This is a genomic window from Pseudomonas sp. GW821-FHT03E01 (assembly GCF_059420765.1).
The window spans coordinates 186,564-210,427 of sequence record NZ_JBWKUI010000012.1 but is presented as its reverse complement, the minus strand read 5'-3'; the positions used below and the strand labels follow the sequence as shown (position 1 = coordinate 210,427).

Here is a 23,864-nt window from a genome sequence, read left to right as displayed (position 1 = left end):
CGATCCGTTCTCGTTTACACCGGCACCGGGCCTGCCGGGATTGCGTATGCGGGTAAATTGGCCGGGCGGTTATGTTTGGCCGAAGGCTTGTGTCATGATGATCCGACCGCAGGTTAGTCGTCCTCTTCCTATATGAATAGATCTTCCGCGTTGCTCCTCGCTTTTGTCTTCCTCAGCGGCTGCCAGGCCTTGGCACCCGTTTCGTCGGACGGTACGCCGCCGGTCGAAGACAGCACTCCGGCGCCTGAAAAGCCCAAGGTTTACAGCTCGTTCAGCGAAGAAACTGTCTTCAGCCTGTTGAGCGCCGAACTGGCTGGCCAGCGCAATCGTTACGACATTGCCCTGGACAACTACGTGACCCAGGCTATCAATACCCAGGATCCGGGCATCTCCGAGCGGGCATTTCGCATTGCCGAATACCTGGGCGCCGATCAAGCGGCCCTCGACACTTCGCTGATCTGGGCAAAAAACGCCCCGAACGATCTCGAGGCGCAACGGGCGGCGGCCGTGCAACTCGCCCGTGCCGGGCGTTACGACGACTCCATGGCTTATATGGAAAAAGTCCTGCAAGGCAAAGGCGACACTCATTTCGACTTCCTCGCCCTGTCTGCGGCCGATACCGACCAGGAAACCCGCAACGGCCTGATGAAAGGTTTTGACCGTTTGTTGCAGCGCCACCCGCACAACAACCAGCTGATTTTCGGCAAGGCCTTGCTGTTGCAACAGGATGGCGACGCCAAAGGCGCGCTGACCCTGCTCGAAGACAACCCGCCGGAAGAAGGCGAAATAGCGCCGATTCTGCTGCGCGCGCGCCTGCTGCAAGGGCTCAACCGTGGCGGTGAAGCCTTGCCGTTACTGCAAAAAAGCATCAAGAAATACCCGGACGACAAACGCCTGCGCCTGACCTACGCGCGCACGCTGGTCGAACAGGACCGCATGGACGACGCCAAGGTCGAGTTCTCGAGCCTGGTGCAGCAATACCCGGAAGACGACGAACTGCGTTATTCGTTGGCTCTGGTCTGCCTGGAAGCCAAGGCCTGGAACGAGGCAAAAGGTTATCTGGAAGACTTGATCGCCAGGGAAAGCCACGTCGACTCGGCGCATCTGAACCTTGGGCGTATCGCGGAAGAGCGTAACGACCCCCAGGGCGCGCTGATCGAGTACGCCCAGGTCAGGCCGGGCAACGATTACCTGCCAGCGCAATTGCGTCAGGCCGATATTCTGATGAACAACGGCAGGACCGCCGAAGCCCAAAGCCGTCTGGCGGCCCAGCGCGACGAGCAACCCGATTATGCGATCCAGTTGTACCTGATCGAAGTCGAAACCTTGTCGGCCAACAAACAGGGCGACAAGGCCTGGAACGTCTTGCAGCAAGCCCTGCAGAAATTCCCGGATGATTTGAATCTGCTGTATACCCGAGCCATGCAGGCGGAAAAACGTAATGACCTGGCGCAGATGGAAAAAGACCTGCGACTGATCATCAAACGTGACCCGGACAATGCGATGGCGTTGAATGCCCTCGGCTACACCCTGTCCGACCGCACCACGCGTTACGCCGAAGCCAAGGCCCTGATCGAACAGGCGCACCAGTTGAACCCGGAAGACCCGGCCGTTCTCGACAGCCTCGGCTGGGTGAATTTCCGCCTGGGCAACCTCGATGAGGCCGAGCGCTATTTGCGCCAGGCACTGGAGCGCTTCCCTGATCAGGAAGTTGCCGCTCATCTGGGCGAAGTCCTGTGGGCCAATGGCAAACAACGCGAAGCCAAACAAGTCTGGAGCAAGTTCCTCAAGGAGCAGCCCGACAGTCCTACCCTGCGCAGTACCATCAAGCGCCTGACCGGATCAGAGACTCTTTAAAATTATGTTTTTGCGCCACATTATCGTTTTCAGCTTCATCGCCCTGCTCGCCGGTTGCGCGGGCTTCAGCGCCCGTGAATCGGTCGGGGGACACGGTAACCCGGCCCAATGGCGCGAGCACAAACAACAACTGAGCAGCCTCGACGGCTGGCAGATCAACGGCAAGATCGGTATCCGCGCGCCAAAAGATTCGGGCAGCGGCACCCTGTTCTGGCTGCAACGCCAGGATTACTACGACATCCGCCTCTCCGGCCCGCTGGGTCGCGGCGCGGCCCGCTTGACCGGGCGCCCCGGCAAAGTCTCGCTGGAAGTGGCCAATCAGGGCCGTTATGACGCGTCGACTCCGGAAGCCCTGGTCGAAGAGCAACTGGGCTGGAAATTGCCGGTGTCCCATCTGGCGTGGTGGGTTCGCGGTCTCCCGGCCCCGGACAGCAAAAGTCGTCTGACCCTGGACGTCGACAGCCGCCTGGCCAATCTCGAACAGGATGGCTGGCAGGTCGAGTACCTCAGTTATGCCGAGCAAAACGGCTATTGGCTGCCCGAGCGGATCAAACTGCACGGCACCGACCTTGATGTCACGCTGGTGATCAAGGACTGGCAACCGCGCAAACTGGGGCAGTGAAGATGACTGCCCCACGCCTGACTCTGCCCTCGCCCGCCAAACTCAACTTGATGCTGCATATCCTCGGCCGCCGTGAAGACGGTTACCACGAGTTGCAGACGATTTTTCAGTTTCTCGATTACGGCGATGAAATCACCTTCGCCGTTCGCGACGATGGCGTGATTCGGTTGCACACCGAATTCGCCGACGTCCCTCACGACAGCAACCTGATTGTCAAAGCCGCGAAAAAACTCCAGGAGCAATCCGGTTGTTCGCTGGGCATCGACATCTGGATCGAAAAAATCCTGCCCATGGGCGGTGGAATCGGTGGCGGCAGTTCGAATGCGGCGACCACGTTGCTGGGCCTCAATCATCTTTGGCAACTGGGCTGGGATGACGACAGGCTGGCCGCGCTGGGTCTGACACTTGGCGCCGACGTCCCGGTTTTCGTGCGTGGCCACGCGGCTTTCGCCGAGGGCGTGGGGGAGAAACTCACGCCTGTAGAACCCGAGGAACCGTGGTATCTGGTGCTTGTGCCGCAAGTATCTGTAAGTACAGCAGAAATTTTTTCAGATCCGCTGTTGACACGTAACACTCCTCCCATTAAAGTGCGCCCCGTTCCCAAGGGAAACAGTCGAAATGACTGCTTACCGGTGGTAGCAAGACGTTATCCAGAGGTACGTAACGCCTTGAATTTGCTAGGTAAATTTACCGAAGCAAAACTCACCGGAACTGGAAGTTGTGTGTTTGGGGGCTTCCCAAGCAAAGCTGAAGCTGATAAAGTCTCGGCCCTTCTTACAGAGACCCTTACAGGGTTTGTAGCAAAAGGAAGCAACGTTTCGATGTTGCATCGCAAGCTGCAAAGTCTGCTCTAAAAGGAATCGGGTACTGGGTACTCGTAGCAACAGATACAGGGGCGTCGCCAAGCGGTAAGGCAGCAGGTTTTGATCCTGCCATGCGTTGGTTCGAATCCAGCCGCCCCTGCCATTTTCCTATACTCATCCAGGTTACCCTCAGCCTTCAGGTACTGCGCGTGTCCAAGATGATGGTCTTTACGGGGAACGCTAACCCCGATCTGGCTCGGCGTGTCGTACGTCAGCTGCATATCCCTCTCGGTGACATCTCTGTCGGTAAGTTTTCCGACGGCGAAATTACAGCCGAGATCAATGAAAACGTCCGCGGTAAGGATGTCTTCATTATTCAGCCGACTTGCGCTCCGACCAACGATAACCTGATGGAACTGGTAGTGATGGCTGATGCCTTCCGCCGCTCCTCGGCTACTCGTATCACTGCTGTTATTCCTTACTTTGGTTATGCCCGTCAGGATCGCCGTCCGCGTTCCGCACGTGTGGCTATCAGCGCGAAAGTCGTTGCTGACATGCTTACCGTAGTCGGCATCGACCGTGTTCTCACGGTTGATCTGCATGCTGACCAAATCCAGGGTTTCTTCGATATTCCGGTAGATAACATCTACGGCTCCCCGGTACTGGTGGATGACATTGAAGATCAGCGCTTCGAAAACCTGATGATCGTGTCCCCGGACATTGGCGGCGTCGTGCGTGCACGGGCTGTTGCCAAATCCCTGGGCGTGGATCTCGGGATCATCGACAAACGCCGTGAGAAAGCCAATCACTCTGAAGTGATGCATATCATCGGTGATGTCGAAGGGCGTACCTGTATTCTGGTCGATGACATGGTCGATACCGCCGGCACTCTGTGTCACGCGGCCAAGGCCTTGAAAGAGCATGGCGCTGCCAAGGTTTTCGCCTACTGCACGCACCCTGTGCTGTCGGGTCGGGCGATCGAAAACATTGAAAATTCCGTGCTGGACGAGCTGGTGGTGACGAACACCATCCCGCTGTCCGCTGCAGCACAAGCCTGTGCGCGTATCCGCCAACTGGATATCGCACCGGTAGTTGCCGAGGCGGTCCGCCGCATCAGCAATGAAGAATCGATCAGCGCGATGTTCCGTTAAGGGCCCTGCCCTTTTCATTACATCCTGTTGACGAAAAGCGCCCCGCCCCGGCATTCATGTCGGGGCGGGGCTTTTTTGCCCATATCGCCTTTAGCGCTGGTCGCAAACGCTGGGGCGAATGTGGTTATTTTGGAGATACAACATGAACGATTTTACTCTGAATGCTGAAGTGCGTTCCGACCTGGGGAAAGGTGCGAGCCGCCGCCTGCGTCGTCTCGCAAGCCTGGTTCCAGCTGTAGTTTACGGTGGCGAAAAAGCCCCTGAATCCATCAGCATGCTGGCTAAAGAAGTTGCCAAACTGCTCGAAAACGAAGCGGCTTACAGCCACATCATCGAGCTGAACGTTGGCGGCACCAAGCAAAACGTAATCATCAAGGCTCTGCAGCGTCACCCGGCCAAAGGCCACGTGATGCACGCTGACTTCGTACGCGTAGTTGCTGGCCAAAAGCTGACCGCTATCGTTCCAGTGCACTTCATCAACGAAGCTGCTCCGGTGAAGAAAGGCGGCGAGATTTCGCACGTTGTTGCTGAAATCGAAGTGTCCTGCCTGCCGAAAGACCTGCCTGAATTCATCGAAGTTGACCTGGCTAACGCCGAAGTCGGCTCGATCATTCACCTGTCCGACATCAGCGCTCCTAAAGGCGTTGAATTTGTTGCTCTGGCTCACGGTAACGACCTGGCTGTTGCCAACGTTCACGCTCCACGTGTTGCTCCAGAAGCTGCAGAAGGCGCTGCAGAGTAATTTCACTCTGTACGCCGGAGTGACCGGAAACATCGCGGACTAGAGCGTAGCGAGAAAGCGGGCGAGAACGCGGAGTTTACATAATGGTAAATGAGCACTTGTCGTCCACTTTCGCCGCACTCCCTGATGGCGGCGATGTTATCCACCACTTCAAGGAAGGGCCCCTATCGTGACTGCCATCAAACTGATCGTTGGCCTGGGAAATCCAGGCGCTGAATACGAACAGACCCGGCATAACGCAGGGGCCCTTTTTGTTGAGCGCATCGCGCAGGCACAGGGTGTCAACCTTGTGGCCGATCGCAAATATTTCGGCCTGACCGGGCGCTATTCGCACCAGGGTCAGGATGTTCGTCTACTGATTCCCACCACCTACATGAACCGCAGCGGCCAGGCCGTAGCGGCACTTGCCGGCTTCTTTCGCATAAAGCCGGAAGAAATTCTGGTGGCGCATGACGAACTCGACCTGCCTCCGGGCGTTGCCAAGCTCAAACAGGGCGGCGGCCATGGCGGTCATAACGGGTTGCGCGACATCATTGCGCAACTGGGCAATCAGAATACCTTTCACCGCCTGCGGCTTGGCATTGGCCACCCGGGCGTTGCCAGTATGGTTTCAAACTTCGTCCTGGGTCGTGCGCCACGCGCCGAACAGGAAAAACTCGATGCCAGCATCGACTTTGCCCTCGGCGTGCTGCCGGATATCCTCGCCGGGGAATGGAACCGCGCGATGAAAAACCTGCACAGCCAGAAGGCCTGACTCTTACCCGAGGGGAAACACCATGGGATTCAATTGCGGCATCGTCGGCCTGCCTAACGTCGGCAAGTCCACCCTGTTCAACGCCCTGACCAAGTCCGGGATCGCGGCCGAGAACTTCCCCTTCTGCACCATCGAGCCCAACAGCGGTATCGTGCCGATGCCGGATCCGCGCCTGGAAGCCTTGGCGGCCATCGTCAAGCCCAAGCGTATCCTGCCGACCACCATGGAATTCGTCGACATCGCAGGCCTGGTGGCCGGCGCCTCGAAAGGTGAAGGCCTGGGCAACAAGTTCCTCGCCAACATCCGCGAGACCGATGCCATTGCCCACGTGGTCCGCTGCTTCGAAGACGAGAACGTGATTCACGTCTCCAACAGCGTCGACCCGAAACGCGACATCGAAATCATCGACCTGGAACTGATCTTCGCCGACCTCGACAGCTGCGAGAAGCAGCTGCAGAAAGTCGCTCGTAACGCCAAGGGCGGTGACAAGGACGCAGTGGTCCAGAAAGGCCTGCTGGAGCAGCTGATCGCTCACTTCACCCTGGGCAAGCCTGCGCGCAGCCTGATGAAAAACATGAGCACCGATGAGAAGCAGGTGATTCGCGGTTTCCACCTGCTGACCACCAAGCCGGTCATGTACATCGCCAACGTCGCTGAAGACGGTTTCGAAAACAACCCGCTGCTGGACGTGGTCAAGGCCATCGCCGAAGAAGAAGGCGCCGTGGTGGTTCCGGTCTGCAACAAGATCGAAGCCGAAATCGCCGAACTGGAAGATGGCGAAGAGAAAGACATGTTCCTCGAAGCCCTGGGCCTCGAAGAGCCTGGCCTGAACCGCGTAATCCGCGCCGGCTACGAAATGCTGCACCTGCAGACCTACTTCACCGCCGGTGTCGAAGAAGTCCGTGCCTGGACCGTCCGCGTCGGTGCTACCGCACCGCAAGCCGCCGGCGTGATCCACACCGACTTCGAAAAAGGCTTCATCCGCGCCGAAGTCATCGCCTACGACGACTTCATCCAGTACAAGGGCGAAGCCGGCACCAAAGAAGCCGGTAAATGGCGTCTGGAAGGCAAGGACTACATCGTTAAAGACGGCGACGTGATGCACTTCCGTTTCAACGTGTAGCGTTGTTGGCATCGAAGAAGCCGCGTTGATTCGCGGCTTTTTTTTGGGCGTTATATCGACCTGCTATGCGCGACTAGAACAGATAGCCCATGTAGATTGCGGCGCCTCCACCGGCCTGAACACCAGCGTTCATGCCGGCCATGACCACCGCCCCCTTGGCCGACTGCAGCAACTGCCGGTTGACCGTGGAGGAGGCAATGGGAACAAATGTCCCTGGCGCCGCCTGACACCCTGCTGAACTATTACGGAGTCCCGTTTCTTCCATGCAGGAGGTAGCCAGGTCGACGACTCAACCGTTCGTAATAGGCACTTACAGCAGGAAAGTCTGGATGATCGAGCGGTGTTTCAAACCATCGGTTAACCGACAGGCCTATCGGTATGTCTGCGAGAGAAAACCCGTCTTCACTGATGTAGGCTCCTGTTGATTCGAGTTGTCGATTCAGGATCTCCATGTGCCTTGACCACAGGCTGCAAGCGGCTGCCAAGGCTCTGCTGTCCTGATGGTCAGGCGAATGCCTGACCAACGACATGAAGGCATACGTCCACGATCTGTTGAGGTCCGACGCTTGCCAGTCTATCCATTGGTCCACCCGCGCTCTTGCTCTCGGTTGGACCGGGTAAAAATGACCTCCGTTATAGCGAGACGCCAAATACCGAATGATCGAGTTTGACTCCCAGAGCACGAAGTCGTCGTCCAGGATCACCGGCACCGTTGCGTTGGGGTTCAGCGAAATGAATTTGGGCGTGCGCGTCGACTTGAAACCAGCCCCCCAATCCTCTCGCTCAAAGGGGATTTCGATCTCGGCGCATGCCCAAAGCACCTTTCGTACATTGATCGACGATGCCTTACCCAATATGCGCAACATTTCATGTCCTTATCGTTCAGGGTGGTTGGTCAGGGGCTTTCGATAACCCACTCGGATCTTTTTCTAGTGCGCCTGGCGCGATGCACAGGGGCCGCTCTCAAATCCGGGTGACGCAGGTTTAACGCGCCGCACCAACCGCAAACAGCCCGGTTCAGCGCCGCCCTTCTACGGCCATGCGCACGGCCAGCTCGCGAGGACCGTCCCCGTCCCCATCAGCCAGCGTTGCACGATCTGCCACACGGGCCTGCTGGCGAGAAATGTCACGATGGCGCCAGCCATGACGGCAATCAGCGCGTTGACGCTCACGCTAATGACGATCTGTGTAAAACCAAGCACGATGTATTGCGCCAGCATGCTGCCGTGGTCGGCGTGTTGGACTTGACCGCTTGCCAGGCAAGGTAGAGCAGATAGCGCGCGCAGCCGAGTCGTAGCGCGTCATACGCATAGGGAACCGCCAAGACCAAGGCTGCGATAGTAGGGTGGTCAAAGGGGGAACGTTAGATACAGATTGACTGACAAAACGTCATACAGCGGTCGCAGCACTGGGTATCCGCTCCCTTGGAATACGTTCGACTTCAACGTGAGCAATGGCTTGCCCCAATAGCGCATCCAAACACTCTGACGCAGTCAGCCGCGTGCATTATGGATGAGGGCTTTCGGTCAGGAACCGACTGTTGTGACAGGCCAAACAACACCCTGTCGCGGCAGCGGGGGGCTTGGGCCTTGTCGCGCTACAGTTCTGCTGCGAAGGTCTTGGCTTTCTTCGGCGTGACACCGTACCGTTGCTTGTAGACCTTGATGAAGTGGGAGGTATTTTCATATCCCACCTCCGCAGCCGCGTCGGTGACGGAATAATTTTTAGCCGTCAACAGCTGATGCGCGATGTCGACTTTTTTTTCGATGATCCAGCGGTTCGGGGTGGTGTTGTAGCTGCGCCTGAAGTCGCGGATAAAGGTCGACACGCTGCGTCCCGTCAGCAGGGCATAATCTTCAATCTTCAGCTTGTGCGAATAGTACTGCTCCATGAAGTCGGTGATGAGGCGGCGTTTGCGGCTGCCGCCGCAGGACAGCTCGCGCAGGAAACGGAAGGACTTGTCCTGGATGGCGATCAGGTGCAGTAGTTCGAGCAGTTTCAATTCCAGCAGCGCGTCGGAGCCCTCCGCGCCCTTGTAGACATAATTCAGCGAATCGATATAGCGCTGAATCTGTTCATTGGCGTGCAGGGTATAAGTGCCGTGCACGTTTTTCTGCAGGACGTCCGTATGCGAATTACCTGTGCCGGCCGCACGCGACAGGTATTTGGCGATCAGCTTGTCGTCGAAAAACAGCAGCACCGCCTCGAAGATATCGCTGCCAGTGACGTAGTCCGATACCGTGTAAATGCCTTTGGAGAGGAAAATCAAATGATTCTCGTCGACGACATTGGCCATGGCGTCATAGTCGCGAATAATCTGCTTGCCCTGCTTGATGTAGACGATCAACGGCGTGGCGATATAGATCGCCTTGTTTTCCAGGTTCGTTTCAAGCGTTTTATGGAGGATGGACGAGCTACCGTCAGCGAGGATTGGCTTTACGTTGCGCATCGAATAAAGCGCCGCCGGTACTACTTCGAGTGTCATTGTTATGGTTTCTCAACAAATTGGCCGCCCCATTTGGACAGGACGGTATCCAGCAGCGCGACATGCTGCTACCCAAGCGTGTAGGACGTTCGGGACGGAAGAGGATATCCAGGAAAATAGCAGAAAATACATAACAGCAAATAGCGCGTGTATGCCCGAGATGGCGCCGGAGGCGCAGCCGGACTCGCCGCACGCGCCCTGCCGCTGACGTTACGGCATCAAACTTCGCTGAAGTAGCCGCTGACCGGTGCACTGCTCAGATGCTCGACGATGACGCTCCACTGACCGCTCGAGATCATCTGGTCGACGTGGGTGCCGTGCATTTCACGCGAATCCCAGGCTTCCACTAGCGTGAACGCGAGTGGATCCTCCAAGTGGTTGAGGATCTTGACCGTTTGGCAACCGTCCACCTTCGGCAGATTGATCTTCACGTCGTTCATGATGTCCTTGAACGATTGCAGCTTTTCTTCTTTTACATTAAAGCTGATGACGAGATTGACGGACATATTACTTCTCCAGTTGGATTTGAATACAAAATACATCGTCGATTACAGGAACCGTAGATTGACGAGGCGGCCAAACAAAATGCGCAGGATACGAAAAGAATGTTCAGGCTTTCATTTGCTGTTCCGTTCCCGCATCTAACATGGCCAAGCCGACCAGCGAAACCACTAAGTTCTTGATCCATTGCTTGACCTGGACTGCATCAATAAAATCTTTTCCTTTCACATGACGCACAGCGCTAGCCCAAAACCCTCTTTCGTTAGAGATCATTATGTAAATTCCTTTTTGGTGCAGATTCGATATGGCGTAAAGAATTCGCTCTGGAAGCAACTACTATATATATAGTTAAAAAATGAAAATGATTAAAAATGATTAAAAATGCACGATTCCAGTCACTCTTGCGTTTTTCTTGCGCGACGGTCGATGGCATGCGCCGCCTGCGGGAACGGGTCCGTGATTCACTCTCTGGATGACTTATCTACAGGAAGCGGGACAAACCGCGCATCAAGACCTGAAAAAAGAGTAGCCAACATTAAAGTGTATACGGGGGTGACTATATTTCTGATTCCAGCGCAAACATCCCTTCAGCCACGGCCCCTGCAGCCTCGACTTCCGGTTTAACGTGTAAAGAGGAACCGTGGTTTTCCACGGACCTCGATAGACACAAAATCCCCGTAATCACTCGCTGATACGGGGATTTTGCATATTGGCCCCCCCCATCCTCCATCCGTAGCCTGTCCGGTAACGCGGGAACGCTGCCCAGTTATGCAAGAATAGTTTTATTGGCAATCACTACAGGGATGAAGAGCATGCCATTTCCTTTCGAGTGTCTCCTGGTTTTGCTTGATGGCATTGCCATCAGGTCCCAGATCATCGCCGGACTTGAACACCTGGAAAAACATACCTCAGGCTTGCCGCTTCAGGTCGCCAGCGTTTTCGTGCAGTGGGCACACAGGAATTTCAACAAGTGAGCCTGGTTACAACCAAAGACGCCTCTTTCGCCTATCAGGCGGTGTACCGCTATCTGGTCGAGCTGATCGAAACCGCCAATTCGGAACGTGAACAGAAATTGCCGTCCTTGCGGCAACTGGCCCGGCGCCTGAATGTGTCGGTGTCGACGACCAAGTACGCCTATTCGCTTCTCGAAGACGAGGGACGGATCTATGCCAAACCCAAGTTCGGTTATTTCACCAAGGCGATGCCGGCCCCCTTATTGAACGAGGGCTCGCCCAATCTGCTGGACAGCGTATTCTCCAACGCGCGCCAGCCGGGGATGCTGGCCCTTAGCAGCGACGCGCCGGCGATGTTGTTGTCGCTGGAAAACCCGTTGTTGATGATGGAGCGCGAACTGGCCCGGCAATACCCGCGCTCCCATGCGCCACTCTATCAGCCGTTCGGCGAGCCCGAGTTACGCGGCGCCCTGGCCGACCGCTACACCCGTTCCACTCACAGCTACTGGCAGGCCGAGCACGTGTTTATCGGCTCGGACCTGCGCAGTGTGCTGGAATTGTCCCTCAGCGCCTTGAATCTGGGGGGCACTGTGGCGCTGGTGGAGTCGCCTTGCTCATGGGCGATCCTGCGTCAGCTGCAGGCAGCAAAGATTCGCGTGATCGAAGTCCCGCTCGGCGAGGATGGACGCTTCGATCTGTCCACGCTCAGTGAGTTGCTCAGGCGTGAGCCCATTCGACTGGCGGTGCTGTCGTCGACCGTGAATATTCCCCAAGGCAAGCTGATGCCGGCGCAGGATAAACAGCAAATCTGTCGCTGGCTGGCGGAGCGGGATGTCTGGCTGTTCGAAAACGACAGCTACGGCGAGTTCTATTTCTCTCCCAAACCCGCGCGCTATCGCGATTTTGCCGATCCGGAAAAGCTACTGGTGTTCTCAACCTTCGACAAAATCATCGGCTCGGAAGCGCCCTATGGTTATGTACTGTGTCGCCGACACGGGCCTCAGTTGCATCGGCTATTTCTGGAACGGGCATTTCGTCTGTCGCCGATCCGTCAGAAAGCGATCGCCAAACTCTTCAGCTCCAAGCGCATCGACCAGCATCTAATGGTGCTGCGGGCCATGCTGCTGGACCGGATGAAACGGATGGAGGCCTTGCTGGAGGCGCACGGCGATGGCCAGTTACGGGTTGTCGCCCCGCAAGGCGGAGCGACCTTCTGGCTCGAGGCCAGACACTCGGTGGACATGCGGCGGGTGTTCGAGCGCTTGCTGGCCCAGCGCATCGTTATCGCCCCCGGGGAAATATTCAGCCAGCAGGGGGCCTGGCGGCATCACGTGCGCCTGAGCTACACCCTCGACTGGAGCAAGGATATTCCCCTGGCCCTGAAGAAACTGGCCCAGGCTATCAGCGAAGAACCATAGCTATGCCTAGAGCCCATAGCAATGCCGCGATTCAGGGAAGCGGCCATCGCGCACCTCTTCGGCAAAACGCTCACAAGCGCCGCGAATCACCGCGCCGACATCAGCGTACTGCTTGACGAAGCGCGGCACCTGTTCACCGCCCAGACCCAGCACGTCCTCGGTCACCAGCACCTGGCCGTCACAGGCCGGTGAGGCGCCAATGCCGATGGTGGGCATTTTCGAATCCAGGGTAATTTGCCGGGCCACGCCTTCGGCCACCCCCTCGAGCAGCAGACTGAAGGCACCGGCTTCGAGGTTGGCCCGAGCGTCCTCGGCAATCATCGCACCGGCTTCGGCGGTCAGGCCCTGGGCCTTGAACCCTCCCATGACATTGACGAACTGCGGCATCAGCCCGACGTGGGCCATGACCGGAATACCGCGTGCCACCAGAAACTCGACGGTACCCGCCAAGGCCTTGTTGGCTTCCAGCTTGACGGCATCGCAACCGGTGCGCGCCAGGACCTGCGCGCAATTGCGAAAGGCCTGTTCGTTAGATTCCTGATAGCTGCCGAAAGGCATGTCGGCGATGACGCAAGACAGGCGCGTGCTGTCGACCACGGCCCGGGTGTGTCCGATGATTTCTTCGAGCTGCATACTCAGCGTCGAGGCCCGACCATAGCCGACCATAGCAGTAGAGTCACCGACCAGAATGAAATCGACGATTGGGTCTATCAACCTGGCAATAGAGCTGGAGTACGCCGTAAGGGATACGATTTTCTGTTGGCCCTTCATCGCGACCAGTTGCGGAACCGTCAATCGTTTAGTACGGGTATGAGCGCTCATAAGTGTCTTCCTGTGATGATTGAAAACCCCGGGGATGGGGCGTCTGTCACTACAACCAGTCTTTCTCCCATTCACGCCAGGTTTCATGGTCCTGGCGGATTCTGTCGGCGCTCGGGTGCACCAGGAATACGGCACCCGGCGAGCTGTTGAGGTCGATGGTCGGCGTTTTTGGGCGACCTTCGGTAAAACGAAAGCGCGCGTTGTAAAAGCTCGGCAGAGCCTCCAGGCGCTTGCGTACATCGAGTTGGGCGAAGACGCCGCTATGGCGGGCGATCAGGTTTAGTCCGCGGGCGTGCTGCTGCAAGCGATAGCGCTTGGGAAACGATGCCAGTCGGGCCGGCTCCAGATAGCTGGTGCAGGTCAGCGCGACCTGGTCGTTGCCAGTCGCCGCTTGCAGCGCCGGTGGGTTGGCCAGCCCGGAAAGACGGGCACCGGTTTCCAGCAGGCGCGGGCCGCGAGTCGTGAGGATCACTTCGGTATGGGCCGGACCGTGGGTGATGGCCAAGGCATCGAGCACGCCTTCGACGTAATCGATCAGCCCATCAAGCTCCGGCGCATCGGCGGGCAGCAGGTCTTCACGGTCATAGATCTTGCGACCGTCGGCGCTCAACGTCTTGGTGCATTTCCAGACATCAGTGATCCAGTGCTCGCCCTGATGACTGACACTGTTGATAACGTACTCGTCGCCTTCCAGGTATTCCTGCAACAACAGCGCCCGGTTGCTGCGCATCATCAGGTTAGTAGCGCCGAGAATGCAGTCGATGGCCGCATGCAGTTGAGCGGCATCGTGACAGATGAACACATTATCGGAGCCCGCACTGTCCAGTGGCTTGACCACCACCGTCGATTCGCCACGAGCCTGGAACCAGGCCAGAGCCTCTGCGCTGGAGGCGGTACGCAGTTGCGCAGCCACCGGCAATCCGGCAGCAGCGACCTGTTCGGCCATCAGTGATTTGTCACGACGGGCGGCAGAGTATTCGGGATCATTACCGGGCAGGCCGAGACGGGCGGCCAGCAAATCCGCCAATTCGACACCGAATTCGCTGCCGGTCAACACCGCCGCTGGCGCTTGGGCCGCGAGCTTTTCCAGCAACGGTTCAAGGCCTTCCTCATGCACGCCGTAGTGCACGCGGAACAGTGTCTGCGGGCAACTCGCGGCAAAGGCCGGTGGCATGTCGTTGCGTGAACGCACATGCAGCAGTGGGCGATGCTCCGCCAAAGCCTGGGCCAGCAGAGCGCCGGTGGAATAGGCGTCGACCAGAATCAGCGGCGCCAAAGTGGAGTCAGTGCAAGGGTTGGTCATAACGGTTCACCGTGTAATGCAACATCTGGAACAATTCGGACGAGGTAATACCCGGTCCGATCGAAGAAAGACCGCAGCTCTGGGGCAACGGCAGGCCACCGACATTGCCCCAACGCAAGGCACCGTGGTCGTCAATGCGGGTCGTGGCGCGGCCAGGGTTGTCGGGGTGCAGGCAGTAGGGAATGTCGAGCCGCCCACGGGCGAAAGCCTGGAGTAACGCGACGCCAATATCGGTGTGCAGGTCCAGCGTGCTTTCCACCAGTTGCCGTGCCTCGAACAACACTTCCTGGCGATAGCCTTCACTGACCGGGTCGATCTCCAGTGCGTCGCCCGCGGCGGCTTCGGCCGCCATTGCCAGGGCTTCGAGGTTGTCCGCGACCGATGGAATCTGCCGGGATTCGGCAACGGTCTTGACGATCAATCGCTCGCAGCCGGCAGCCTGGGTCAGGCGCGCACTGTCATAGATCAGGCGGCGAGCACCATGACCGGTGGAGGGAAAGACCCCCATGTAGGAATACACCACGACATGCCAATGGACGCCGTCCAGATAGTCGGCAGCCAGTTCGCGCAGGGCCTGCAAAGCTCCGAAATCCTGGGCCATGGACGTGCCTTGGGCGTAGCTTAACGAGACGCTGCGAATGCCCTGCTGGCGAAAGAACAAAGCCTCGAGCAAGGTCATCGCGATCAGCATTGACGGCGGGCACAGCTGACCCAGCAAACAACCGCCGAAGCTCTCGATATGACCATGGGCAGTGGCATCGGCCAGCAACTGACAACTTTGCGCCCAAGCCTCGACTGCCCGCGCCAGCGGCAAACGGCTGTAAGGCATGCAGTAGGACACCGGGCCGCCTTCGGTGGCGTCGAGTCCGAGGGCCGCCAACCGCTTGAAAACATGCTGCGGTTGGGCGGTGCCATGGCGGACCTGGATCGGGAACGACGGGCCGTAGAGCCCATCGAGCATGCCACGCACCGCTTCCAGCGGATGGCTGATGATCGGGAAACCGTTCAGTGGGCTGTCGCTGTTCAGGCACTGCAGCGCGCTCTGGTAATCACCGACCCGGGTGTAGCTGTCCAGGGTGATGGTTCCGATGGTGGCGCAAGGCAACCCGGCCACTGCAGCCAACCCGGCGCGCATCGGCGCCAGTCCGCCGAAGCCCATGCGTGGTTGCACCACCAGTTCGCGCCGTTCCCGGGCCTGCTCGATGAAGCGCTGGAAATGACCTCCTGTCATGTCCATCACTTAGCGCCCCGACACCAGTTCAACCACGTTTTCACCCGTGGCCGGGTCGAAACGGGTTATCCGGCCCTTATGCGGATCACCGGCGCGAACCCGGGCAATCAGGCTGCTGTCGCTATCGAAATCGATCTGTTGATGGGCGTACAGACTACGTAGCGCCGGCAACGGCAAGCCGCTGACCTGGTTCAGCCACAGGCTCAGAGCGCTGTCCTGGCGACTACCGGCCAGGACGCCGTGAAGGTCCTCCAGATCTGCCAGGCGCTCAGGGTGACAGGTCGTGATGAAGCTCGACAGCTCGCGGCCACGCTCGACGAAGGGCGCGAACTGCAGACAAGTCAGTTGTATCTCGTCGAGCCCGAACGCCTCGTTGGCGAAACGGTTCGCCAGCGCCCGACGAGCGTCCTTGCCTTCGGCCCCGGCGTAGGCCGACAGTGCCAGGTCGATCAGGCGCTGGGGCATTTCCTTTTTGCGCATCAAGCCCTGGGCCAGCTCCAGGTATTCGCTGATACCGTCATGGTAGTGACGACCCTGTACGTACTGCGCCTTGAGCCCGCGAAAGTGCGCCATCAGCATGGGGTTGGCGCAGTCTGATTCAGTGAAACTGAACGCCAGTTCTTCGAAGCGGAAATCGAGAAACTCGGTAATCAACTCCCAGTGGTCTTCCACCCGGTAGCTCACCAGGTCGTAGATGCTGATGAAGTCCGGGTCGGCGCTTTCGCTGCCGCTGGCCACCCGACGTTCAGCCCGCTGTTCGTCGAAGCCCTCACCGAACAGTTCGACGAAATACACCTGGGCCACCCCATCAAGGGCCTGGAGCAGGCCGCGAAATCCCTGGCGCCGACACTCGTCGACGTTCAGCCCCAAACGTTGGGCCAGGCGCATGATCCAAGTGAAGTAATGCTTCTGTTCCTTGCGCGAATCACCCGTGACCACCGCGTCGACACCGCCTTGCCACCAGGCCGCACGCCCGTAGAAGTCGGCGACCGCCAAGTTGCAACTGTTACAGAACGTCGGGCGGCCGTCGCCAGCGGTACGATGGCCGTTCATCAGCACATCGAAGCGGTTCATCGCGCGCACCTGCCCAGGGAATGGCAAGTGACGTTCGAACGGGCGAATCTGCTGGTGATCGACCACCAGCATCTCGACCCGAGGATCGTCATACAGGTGCAGGGCCCGATAGACCCGGTCGATGTTCGCCATGACCGCATCCGGGACCCCGGCGTGACGCATATTGGCAATGCGCAAGAAGAAGGTGCGGCCATGCAGTACGTTCAGGTGCAGTTGCACGGCGCGGATCAGCGATACGGTGTAGGAACTGTCCTTGCCGCCGCCATAGGCCACCATCAGCTTGTAGTCCGCGAGCCCGTCAACACCGCCAGCGGCATCGACCAACCGTTCCCCCAGGGTGGCGACGGCACGTCGGTCCACCGCACTGAGGTAGCGATTCAACTCGCCGAGCAAGGGGGCGTCGGCCATTTCAGAGGTAATGGCAATGTTCATATCGGTTCGGCCTGGAAGTGAAAGTTCTTGATCGCGTGCTGGATGTCGCTCTCGATATCCATTTCGCTCGCGTCGGTGAAAATGAAGCGACCGCTGTGCAGGGCGTCGTAGCTGCCGCCGGCTTCAAGGATCTGTCCGGGCCGGGGCAGCAGTTCTCGCCAGAGCGAGTTCAGGTGCGGGCGCAGCGTTTGCGCCTCGATTACCCGGCATGGCAGTTGTGCCGGTTTGGGGACGACCAGCCAGCCACCGCTGGGATCCGCCTGGATCGTCGGCAAGGGCACGCGCTCACCGGCCAGGCCTTTGAGCCAATGCTCATAGAGGTTCACACCGAAGACTTTGTTGATCAGATGTGGCACTTCGGCGCCGCCCACCCGGGCTCCCACTTCAAGGAACACTAGCGAGCCATCCGCCTCGACGAATATCTCCAGGTGAAAGGCGCTGTTGCGCAGGTCCAATGCCCGCAGGCAGGACTCGCTGAAGACTTCGATCCGGGTGCGCAACTCCGAAGACTGGAGGATCACTGAACCCAGCGGTTTGGCGTTGGCGAAATCCAGGCAGCTGTTGATATAGCGCGACACCACCTGGAAAGGCACCCCGGCGCTGTCATCGGTGAAACCGTCGATGTGATAAGTCTGGCCCTGGATGAAGGCCTCGACTTCATAGCGCCCCAGGTCCACTTCGCTGAGTATCACGCGCAGGGCCTGGGCGTCCTCGACCTTGGCGACGCCGATGCTGGCGGCGCCATCCACCGGTTTGACGATCACTGGATAGCCGACAACATCGGCGAACTCCAGCGCCTGTTTCACGTCATTGCAGCGAATGAACGGTGGCACCGCCAGGCCGTGTTCCTGGAGGACTTCTTTCATTCGTGCCTTGTCGCGGTAAACCGCCACCTGCTCCAGGCCGTGACCAGGAATGTTCAGGGTCTGTCGTACCCACGCCGCGATCTCCAGAGTGAACTCCGACAGCGCGATCAATTGGTCCACGGGACCGACGCGATCGATGATTTCCTGAACGCCTGCCAACAACTGAGGGTACTGATTGACGTCATCGACCTGTACCAGATGGGCGATGTGCTCCCGGGGGGCCAGTACGCCCTCGGCGCCAAGGCCGTCGACCACATAGCTGATCCGATGTCGCTGATGATCGAAGAACTCTTCGTAGCGGGTCAGTTCATTGTCCCAGCGACTTGGGTCCTGGAAACGCGGCCAGCGATTGACGATAACGATATGCATCGATTCGATCCTGTGAAAAAAAGAGGGCTGGACTCAGGTCCAGCACGGTGCCGTGCCGGTACCCAGGACGAGCGCAGGTTTCGAGCGCTCAAGGGTGTTCAGGTAGTTTTCGAAGTTCTCGATGGCGTCGGGGCCGATGAACACCTCGTTGAAACCGGCGGCCAGCAGCTCCTGGCGAACCGCCCGCGTGTGGTCTTCCGAGGTGGTCAACTTGCCACCGATGACACAATGCAGATCCGGGTGCTGTTGACGCACCTGACGAATCAGCTCCAGCCCCTGGAAATGTCCATGGCCGTTGACGCTGCTGACCACCAACAATTGCGTGCGCCGCAGCTCAAGGGTGGCGAGAACCACCTCCACCGGGGTGCAACTGCCGAGGTTCTTGACGTTGAAACCGTGCTCCGCCAACCACAGCTGCAGATAAACCAGATTCCACATGTGCGAATCCGATTCGACGGTTGCAATCAGGCAGTCTTGCGATCCTTTCATTGCGTTGCCTCCATGGCTGAGGGGGGAAAGTCCAGGGCGGTGCGAAAGCGCCGGGTGGTCAGGTTGAACAGCAAGGCGCCGGGGATGGCGAGCAGCAGCGCGAGGGCCAGGATCAATGTCTGGACTCCGTACTCATGGCCGATACTGGCGGTCAGCAGGCCGCCCAATGGGTAGGACAGCAGGTTGACCAGGTAGAACGGGCCCATCACCTTGCCCAAGTGGTCGGCGGCAATCGCCTTGATACGCTGAGTCCGATTGAACACGTTGAACAAGGCACAGCCGGCCATCGCAAGGAGAAAACTGATGGCATAGAGCGCTACACCGCTGGCCGCGCCCATACAGATCAGGCCCAGGCAGAGCAAGGCAAAACCCCATGTACCGAGGCGGTAGATCGACATCCGCGCCAACAGCCGCGGCACCAGAATGAAATTGAGCAAGCCCAGTGCACCGGCCCCGGCGTTCATCAGGCCGAACACCCCGTCGGCGGCACCGAACACGCCACTGATGACAAAGGCATTGGCACTCAGAACGCAGGCAAAGGCCAGGTTGATGGTGAAATTGAGCAGCGCCAGGGATAAGACCGGCGGATTGTTCAATAACAGACTCCAGCCCAGGACCAGATCCTTGCGGATGCTCTTCGGCGGGCTGGCCGACTGGGTATTGGGCAGGCCTTTCCAACACACACCCGCCGCGGCGAATGCCAGCGCCGCCAGCCCCAGAAGCAGGCGCTTGTCGGCGTACATCGCCAGCAGTGCCGCCAGCGCCGGGCCCAGCGCCATGGCCAGCAGCTCCATGTTCTGCACCAGGGACTGGCAGTGGGCCAGGCGTTCGGGGCCAGCGATCAGCGGTACGCTCTTTTCCACCGCCATACGCACCGGCGCCATCAGCAGCGAGAGCACGATGCCGTTGCCGATCAAGGCCCAGACCGTAAGCATTGGCGCATACCAGCAGACCCCGGCAGTCAACCCCAGGCTCACCGCTCGCGCGGTATTGGCGTGGCGAAACAGCAGACGCCCGCCGAAGCGATCCGCCAGCAGTCCGGCAAACGGATAGGCCAGCAGTGCCGGTAGCCACTCCAGAGCGAACGCCACTCCGGAGTAACGGACATTGCCGGTGAGCTGGAAGATCATCAACGGTACTGCGAACAGCACCGTTTGTTCCGCCAACAGCGCGAACAGCAGGCCGGCACCGAAACGCCGCAGCCGGGCTGTGTCATGCATGCTGGCTTTCCAGTTCGGCCTCGAGCTTGCGCAGGCGTGGCAACACATGGCGACAGAAACCGCGCATTTCGTCACGAGTCGGCCAGCCGGAAAAGATGAACTCGCTGACCCCTACTTTCTTGTATTCCAGCAGATATTCGGCCACTTCCTGATAGCTGCCGACCACGCACAGCGCCGGGCCGCCACGGTAGGCCACGGCACCGGACCAGAGCATTGGCGAGAGCCAGTCATGTTCAGCCTTGTCGGCCAGACGGAACGAAGTCTTGACGGCTTCGGAGTCGCAACGCCCGACGAACTGACGAACCCATTCGCGATGCTGCTCATCCGGGTTTTCCATCATGCTTTCAACGGCCGACAGGGCTTGCGCACGGGTTTCCCGAGCCAGCACATGCATGCGAATCCCCACCGAACAACCCGCCTCGAGCACTGCCCGGCTGGCCTCGGCGATACCCTGCGGCGTGTCGCCGTAGCGTAACCAGCAATCGCTGTGTTTCACGGCGATCTGCTGGGCGATTTCCGAAGCGCCACTCAAATAGATGTGTGGACGTTCGTTGTCCTTGAAAGGCAGTCCCAATTGCGCTTGCTCGATACGGTAATGAGCGCCGTGATGGGTCAGGGGCGTTTCGCCTTTCCAGAAACGATGCAAAATCTCGAGGAATTCGCTGGTGCGTTCATAACGTCCATCGTGGGCCACGAAGTCGCCATAAAAGGCTTGTTCATCGGGGGAAATACCGGCGACCAGGTTCAATGCAATACGCTTGTCGGACATCCACGACACGGTATTGACGATCTGCGTGAACAACGTCGGCGGCAGCAGGCCGGGGCGATACGCCAGGATGAATTTGACTCGGCTGGTCTCTCGGACCAGGGCGCCGATCATTGGCAGCGGGTCAGGCATGTGGTAGCTGATACCCATCAGCAACGAGTCGATCCCCAACTCATCGGCTTCCTGAGCGAAGTCGACAATACCGGCAAAGTCCAGGGCACCAGTGTTGTATTTCTCGGAAGCCTTTTGTTGACCGCTGTCGAGCGGTGAGCACCAGTGGATACGCAACGCGGGCATGGTTTTTCTCCAGAGCAGCGCCTGCCGCCGCCTGAAAGCGGGGCAGCGCAAAAGTGACGGTGGGTCAGAACAGGAAGCTGGTACCGACGGTGCGGTCGAACAGCGCAACATCGCGGATGCGACGTTTGCCGCAGATAAACTTCAGCAGTCGCTCGATCCCCAGCCCGCCGCCGGCGCTCGGATGAAGCAGGCCGCGCTTGGCGACTTGGAGGTAATTGGCGAAGGGCGCAAGGTCCATCGACAACTCTTCCATGCGGTAGATGATCTGTTCGTACTCGAACTCTCGTTCGGCACCCGACAGGGCTTCGCCATAGCTGTCGGGATAGATCAGGTCGTAGTTGTTGTACTGGCCGCGCTTGCCGGGTGTTTCGCGATCATAGAATTCCCGGCGGTAGTTGGTGACGAAGAACGGCGTGTGGGCCTTGGCCGACATGATCTTCTCGAAGTCGTCGCCATACTCGGCGCGCAACTCGTCCGAGCTGTATATCGGAAAGTGCGTCTCGTAGTGCGGCAGCTGGCGATTGAGGTGGGCCAGCTGGGCCGAGCAGTGTTGCCTGACCTCGGCGAAGGTGTGCTTGATCAAGCCTTCGATCAGCGCCATGACCTGGTGCATGTTGCCGCCACGTATTTCGAAGTCGAACTGGGAGAATTCCAGCAAGTGGTTCTCCGAATCCTTGATCTCGGCTTTTTCCAGACGAATGTTCGGCGCCACGATAAAGATCTTGTCATGACCTCTGGCGGTCAATGCCAGCTGTTTATGGAAGATCATGCTGGCGGTCAGTTTCAGGCGCCGCGTTTCGTACTGGAGTTCAGCGGGGTAGACCGCATGGTTCAAGGGGTCAGTGATGGGCGACATGAGAATGGGCATCAGCTGCTTGAAGTCGCGCTCCAGCAAATATTGTTGCAATGCCTGCAACACGCGACCGCGGATAATCGCGATCGCTTCAACGTCCGGGTGATTAAAATCGTCGAAATTACGCTGAATTTCTTCCATGTTGCGCTCAATATCCAGGGTTAGGAAGTGCCCGATTATTGGTTAAACACGCAAAAACTCAATGTACAGATTTGCCCTAAAAAGCAACCCAGATGCATTGTCTGGTTGTCCCGCCCGGTAATTGGATGGACCATTACCGGCTATGTACCTGATGGCTTCATTCGAACGACACTGCCTGTTCAAGGGCGTGGTTTCGAATGCTGTTTCAGTCGCGAGTTTTCATGAGTTCCTGTTTAGAGTCCCTTTATGACGGCCCACATTGATCCACAACCCGGTCGCTTTTCCCGGTCTGACTACAAGACCCTGGGCCTGGCGGCGCTGGGTGGTGCGCTGGAAATCTACGACTTCATCATCTTTGTGTTCTTCGCCCTGACCCTCAGCCAGTTGTTCTTTCCGCCAGAGATGCCTGAGTGGCTGCGCTTGCTGCAAAGTTTCGGAATTTTCGTCACCGGCTATCTGGCCCGTCCGCTGGGCGGCATCCTGATGGCGCATTTCGCAGACCGGGTGGGGCGCAAGCGGGTGTTCAGCCTGAGCATCCTGATGATGGCTTTGCCCTGCCTGTTGATCGGAATCATGCCGACCTACGAACAGATCGGTTACTGGGCGCCCTTGACGCTGCTTCTGTTGCGGGTGCTGCAAGGCGCCGCTGTGGGCGGCGAAGTGCCTAGCGCCTGGGTGTTCGTGGCCGAGCATGCACCGGTCAGGCATCGTGGCTATGCCCTGGGTGTGCTGCAGGCCGGATTAACATTTGGCTATCTGCTGGGGGCACTGACCGCAACCCTCCTGGCGCGGCTCTATAGCCCCGCCGAGATACTCGACTTCGCCTGGCGCCTCCCCTTCCTGCTGGGTGGTGTATTCGGGGTGATCGGGGTCTGGCTGCGGCGCTGGCTGAGTGAAACCCCGGTGTTCATGGCCTTGCAGGCGCGACGTGAGTTGGATGCGGAGTTTCCATTACGGACAGTATTGCGCGATCACCGCAAATCCATCCTGCCGGCGATGCTTTTGACCTGTGTGTTGACATCGGCGGTGGTGGTGCTGGTGGTGATCACCCCGACTGTCATGCAGAAAAGCTTCGGCATGAGCGCCAGCCATACGTTCGCGCTGAGCAGCCTGGGAATTGTGTTCCTGAATATCGGCTGTGTACTGGCTGGATTACTGGTGGACCGGATCGGCGCCTGGCGCGCGGTGCTGGTTTATAGCCTGCTGCTGCCGGTGGGGACCGCGGTGCTTTACGCCAGCCTGATCAGTGGCAGCTACTGGATCAGCGTGGCCTATGCGCTGGCCGGCCTGACCTGCGGCGTAGTGGGTGCGGTGCCCTCGGTAATGGTGGGGTTGTTTCCGACCCGGATCCGGGTGTCCGGTATCTCCTTTACCTACAATATTGCCTACGCACTCTGGGCCAGTACCACACCGCTTCTGCTGATCGGACTGATGCCGTGGAGCCCTTGGGTCTGCGTAGGCTATTGCGTGGTCATGGGGGCCGTCGGGGCACTCATGGCGTTGTTCTTCGGCTTTCGCTCCTCGTCGGTGGCTGACGTTTCGGTGGTTCCAGGCGCCTGAGCCTGACCTTTTCGCGCCGCCGGTCGCGGCGC

Annotated in this window: 22 protein-coding genes, 1 tRNA gene and 1 pseudogene; 10 read left to right on the top strand and 14 right to left on the bottom strand. The window is 58.7% G+C overall.

What is annotated here, in order from left to right; translation table 11 throughout:
* Window positions 1-132 precede the first annotated feature (132 nt).
* The 8 genes from AC07VO_RS21040 to ychF all read left to right on the top strand — a co-directional run bounded on the left by AC07VO_RS21040 (window position 133) and on the right by ychF (window position 7,052).
* Entirely contained in the window at window positions 133-1,857 is a 1,725-nt protein-coding gene (locus tag AC07VO_RS21040; protein WP_086946020.1) for a tetratricopeptide repeat protein, read from the top strand.
* Between the two features lie 4 nt (window positions 1,858-1,861).
* A complete protein-coding gene (gene lolB / locus AC07VO_RS21035) occupies window positions 1,862-2,479 on the top strand; it encodes a lipoprotein insertase outer membrane protein LolB (RefSeq protein ID WP_018929569.1) in 618 nt (205 codons plus the stop codon).
* Window positions 2,480-2,481: 2 nt separating this feature from the next.
* The gene (ispE, locus tag AC07VO_RS21030) at window positions 2,482-3,333 is read left to right on the top strand and encodes a 4-(cytidine 5'-diphospho)-2-C-methyl-D-erythritol kinase (protein ID WP_064616180.1); all 852 of its coding nucleotides are present in this window, start codon (window positions 2,482-2,484) and stop codon (window positions 3,331-3,333) included.
* Between the two features lie 37 nt (window positions 3,334-3,370).
* Window positions 3,371-3,445, top strand: a tRNA-Gln gene (locus AC07VO_RS21025).
* 46 nt (window positions 3,446-3,491) lie between these two features.
* The gene (locus AC07VO_RS21020) at window positions 3,492-4,433 is read left to right on the top strand and encodes a ribose-phosphate pyrophosphokinase (RefSeq protein WP_003171603.1); all 942 of its coding nucleotides are present in this window, start codon (window positions 3,492-3,494) and stop codon (window positions 4,431-4,433) included.
* 142 nt (window positions 4,434-4,575) lie between these two features.
* Entirely contained in the window at window positions 4,576-5,175 is a 600-nt protein-coding gene (locus AC07VO_RS21015) for a 50S ribosomal protein L25/general stress protein Ctc (RefSeq protein ID WP_018929567.1), read from the top strand.
* A 169-nt stretch (window positions 5,176-5,344) separates the two neighbouring features.
* Entirely contained in the window at window positions 5,345-5,929 is a 585-nt protein-coding gene (gene pth, locus AC07VO_RS21010; protein ID WP_008074178.1) for an aminoacyl-tRNA hydrolase, read from the top strand.
* 22 nt (window positions 5,930-5,951) lie between these two features.
* Complete coding sequence (ychF, locus tag AC07VO_RS21005) at window positions 5,952-7,052, top strand: redox-regulated ATPase YchF (RefSeq protein WP_018929566.1); 1,101 nt, start codon at window positions 5,952-5,954, stop codon at window positions 7,050-7,052.
* Window positions 7,053-7,294: 242 nt separating this feature from the next.
* Here the strand turns inward: ychF and AC07VO_RS21000 are convergent, their stop codons facing one another.
* The 5 genes and pseudogenes from AC07VO_RS21000 to AC07VO_RS20980 form a co-directional block, all read right to left on the bottom strand.
* Entirely contained in the window at window positions 7,295-7,918 is a 624-nt protein-coding gene (locus AC07VO_RS21000; protein ID WP_086946018.1) for a glutathione S-transferase family protein, read from the bottom strand.
* Window positions 7,919-8,069: 151 nt separating this feature from the next.
* Window positions 8,070-8,391: pseudogene (locus AC07VO_RS20995) on the bottom strand (LysE family translocator); the annotation flags it as partial.
* A gap of 258 nt (window positions 8,392-8,649) precedes the next feature.
* Window positions 8,650-9,537, bottom strand: coding sequence for a helix-turn-helix domain-containing protein (locus AC07VO_RS20990; RefSeq protein WP_086946017.1), 888 nt, complete (start codon window positions 9,535-9,537; stop codon window positions 8,650-8,652).
* Between the two features lie 218 nt (window positions 9,538-9,755).
* Window positions 9,756-10,043: a putative quinol monooxygenase gene (locus AC07VO_RS20985; protein WP_018929562.1), complete on the bottom strand. Its 288-nt coding sequence runs from the start codon at window positions 10,041-10,043 to the stop codon at window positions 9,756-9,758.
* A 103-nt stretch (window positions 10,044-10,146) separates the two neighbouring features.
* Complete coding sequence (locus tag AC07VO_RS20980; protein WP_173861160.1) at window positions 10,147-10,311, bottom strand: hypothetical protein; 165 nt, start codon at window positions 10,309-10,311, stop codon at window positions 10,147-10,149.
* A gap of 697 nt (window positions 10,312-11,008) precedes the next feature.
* On the opposite strand from AC07VO_RS20980, the gene AC07VO_RS20975 reads away from it, so the two are divergent.
* The gene (locus tag AC07VO_RS20975) at window positions 11,009-12,409 is read left to right on the top strand and encodes an aminotransferase-like domain-containing protein (protein WP_018929559.1); all 1,401 of its coding nucleotides are present in this window, start codon (window positions 11,009-11,011) and stop codon (window positions 12,407-12,409) included.
* Between the two features lie 6 nt (window positions 12,410-12,415).
* On the opposite strand, the gene panB is transcribed toward AC07VO_RS20975, so the two are convergent.
* The 9 genes from panB to AC07VO_RS20930 form a co-directional block, all read right to left on the bottom strand.
* Entirely contained in the window at window positions 12,416-13,231 is an 816-nt protein-coding gene (panB, locus tag AC07VO_RS20970; RefSeq protein WP_018929558.1) for a 3-methyl-2-oxobutanoate hydroxymethyltransferase, read from the bottom strand.
* Window positions 13,232-13,280: 49 nt separating this feature from the next.
* On the bottom strand, window positions 13,281-14,534 hold the full coding sequence (locus tag AC07VO_RS20965; protein WP_018929557.1) for an ATP-grasp domain-containing protein: 1,254 nt from the start codon (window positions 14,532-14,534) through the stop codon (window positions 13,281-13,283).
* Window positions 14,515-15,771, bottom strand: coding sequence for a methylaspartate mutase (locus tag AC07VO_RS20960; protein WP_082920821.1), 1,257 nt, complete (start codon window positions 15,769-15,771; stop codon window positions 14,515-14,517). The genes AC07VO_RS20965 and AC07VO_RS20960 overlap by 20 nt, the downstream gene beginning before the upstream one ends.
* Before the next feature lie 3 nt (window positions 15,772-15,774).
* Window positions 15,775-17,271, bottom strand: coding sequence for a hypothetical protein (locus tag AC07VO_RS20955; RefSeq protein WP_086946016.1), 1,497 nt, complete (start codon window positions 17,269-17,271; stop codon window positions 15,775-15,777).
* Window positions 17,268-18,506, bottom strand: a complete 1,239-nt coding sequence (locus tag AC07VO_RS20950; RefSeq protein ID WP_064616174.1) for an ATP-grasp domain-containing protein — start codon at window positions 18,504-18,506, stop codon at window positions 17,268-17,270. The genes AC07VO_RS20955 and AC07VO_RS20950 overlap by 4 nt, the downstream gene beginning before the upstream one ends.
* 33 nt (window positions 18,507-18,539) lie before the next feature.
* The gene (locus AC07VO_RS20945) at window positions 18,540-18,995 is read right to left on the bottom strand and encodes a cobalamin B12-binding domain-containing protein (RefSeq protein WP_018929553.1); all 456 of its coding nucleotides are present in this window, start codon (window positions 18,993-18,995) and stop codon (window positions 18,540-18,542) included.
* A complete protein-coding gene (locus tag AC07VO_RS20940) occupies window positions 18,992-20,215 on the bottom strand; it encodes an MFS transporter (RefSeq protein ID WP_064616173.1) in 1,224 nt (407 codons plus the stop codon). Before AC07VO_RS20940 ends, AC07VO_RS20945 begins: the two co-directional genes overlap by 4 nt.
* A complete protein-coding gene (locus AC07VO_RS20935) occupies window positions 20,208-21,278 on the bottom strand; it encodes an LLM class flavin-dependent oxidoreductase (protein WP_018929551.1) in 1,071 nt (356 codons plus the stop codon). Before AC07VO_RS20935 ends, AC07VO_RS20940 begins: the two co-directional genes overlap by 8 nt.
* 64 nt (window positions 21,279-21,342) lie before the next feature.
* On the bottom strand, window positions 21,343-22,272 hold the full coding sequence (locus AC07VO_RS20930; RefSeq protein WP_018929550.1) for an asparagine synthetase A: 930 nt from the start codon (window positions 22,270-22,272) through the stop codon (window positions 21,343-21,345).
* Between the two features lie 246 nt (window positions 22,273-22,518).
* On the opposite strand from AC07VO_RS20930, the gene AC07VO_RS20925 reads away from it, so the two are divergent.
* Entirely contained in the window at window positions 22,519-23,832 is a 1,314-nt protein-coding gene (locus AC07VO_RS20925; protein WP_086946015.1) for an MFS transporter, read from the top strand.
* The last annotated feature ends 32 nt before the right edge of the window (window positions 23,833-23,864 follow it).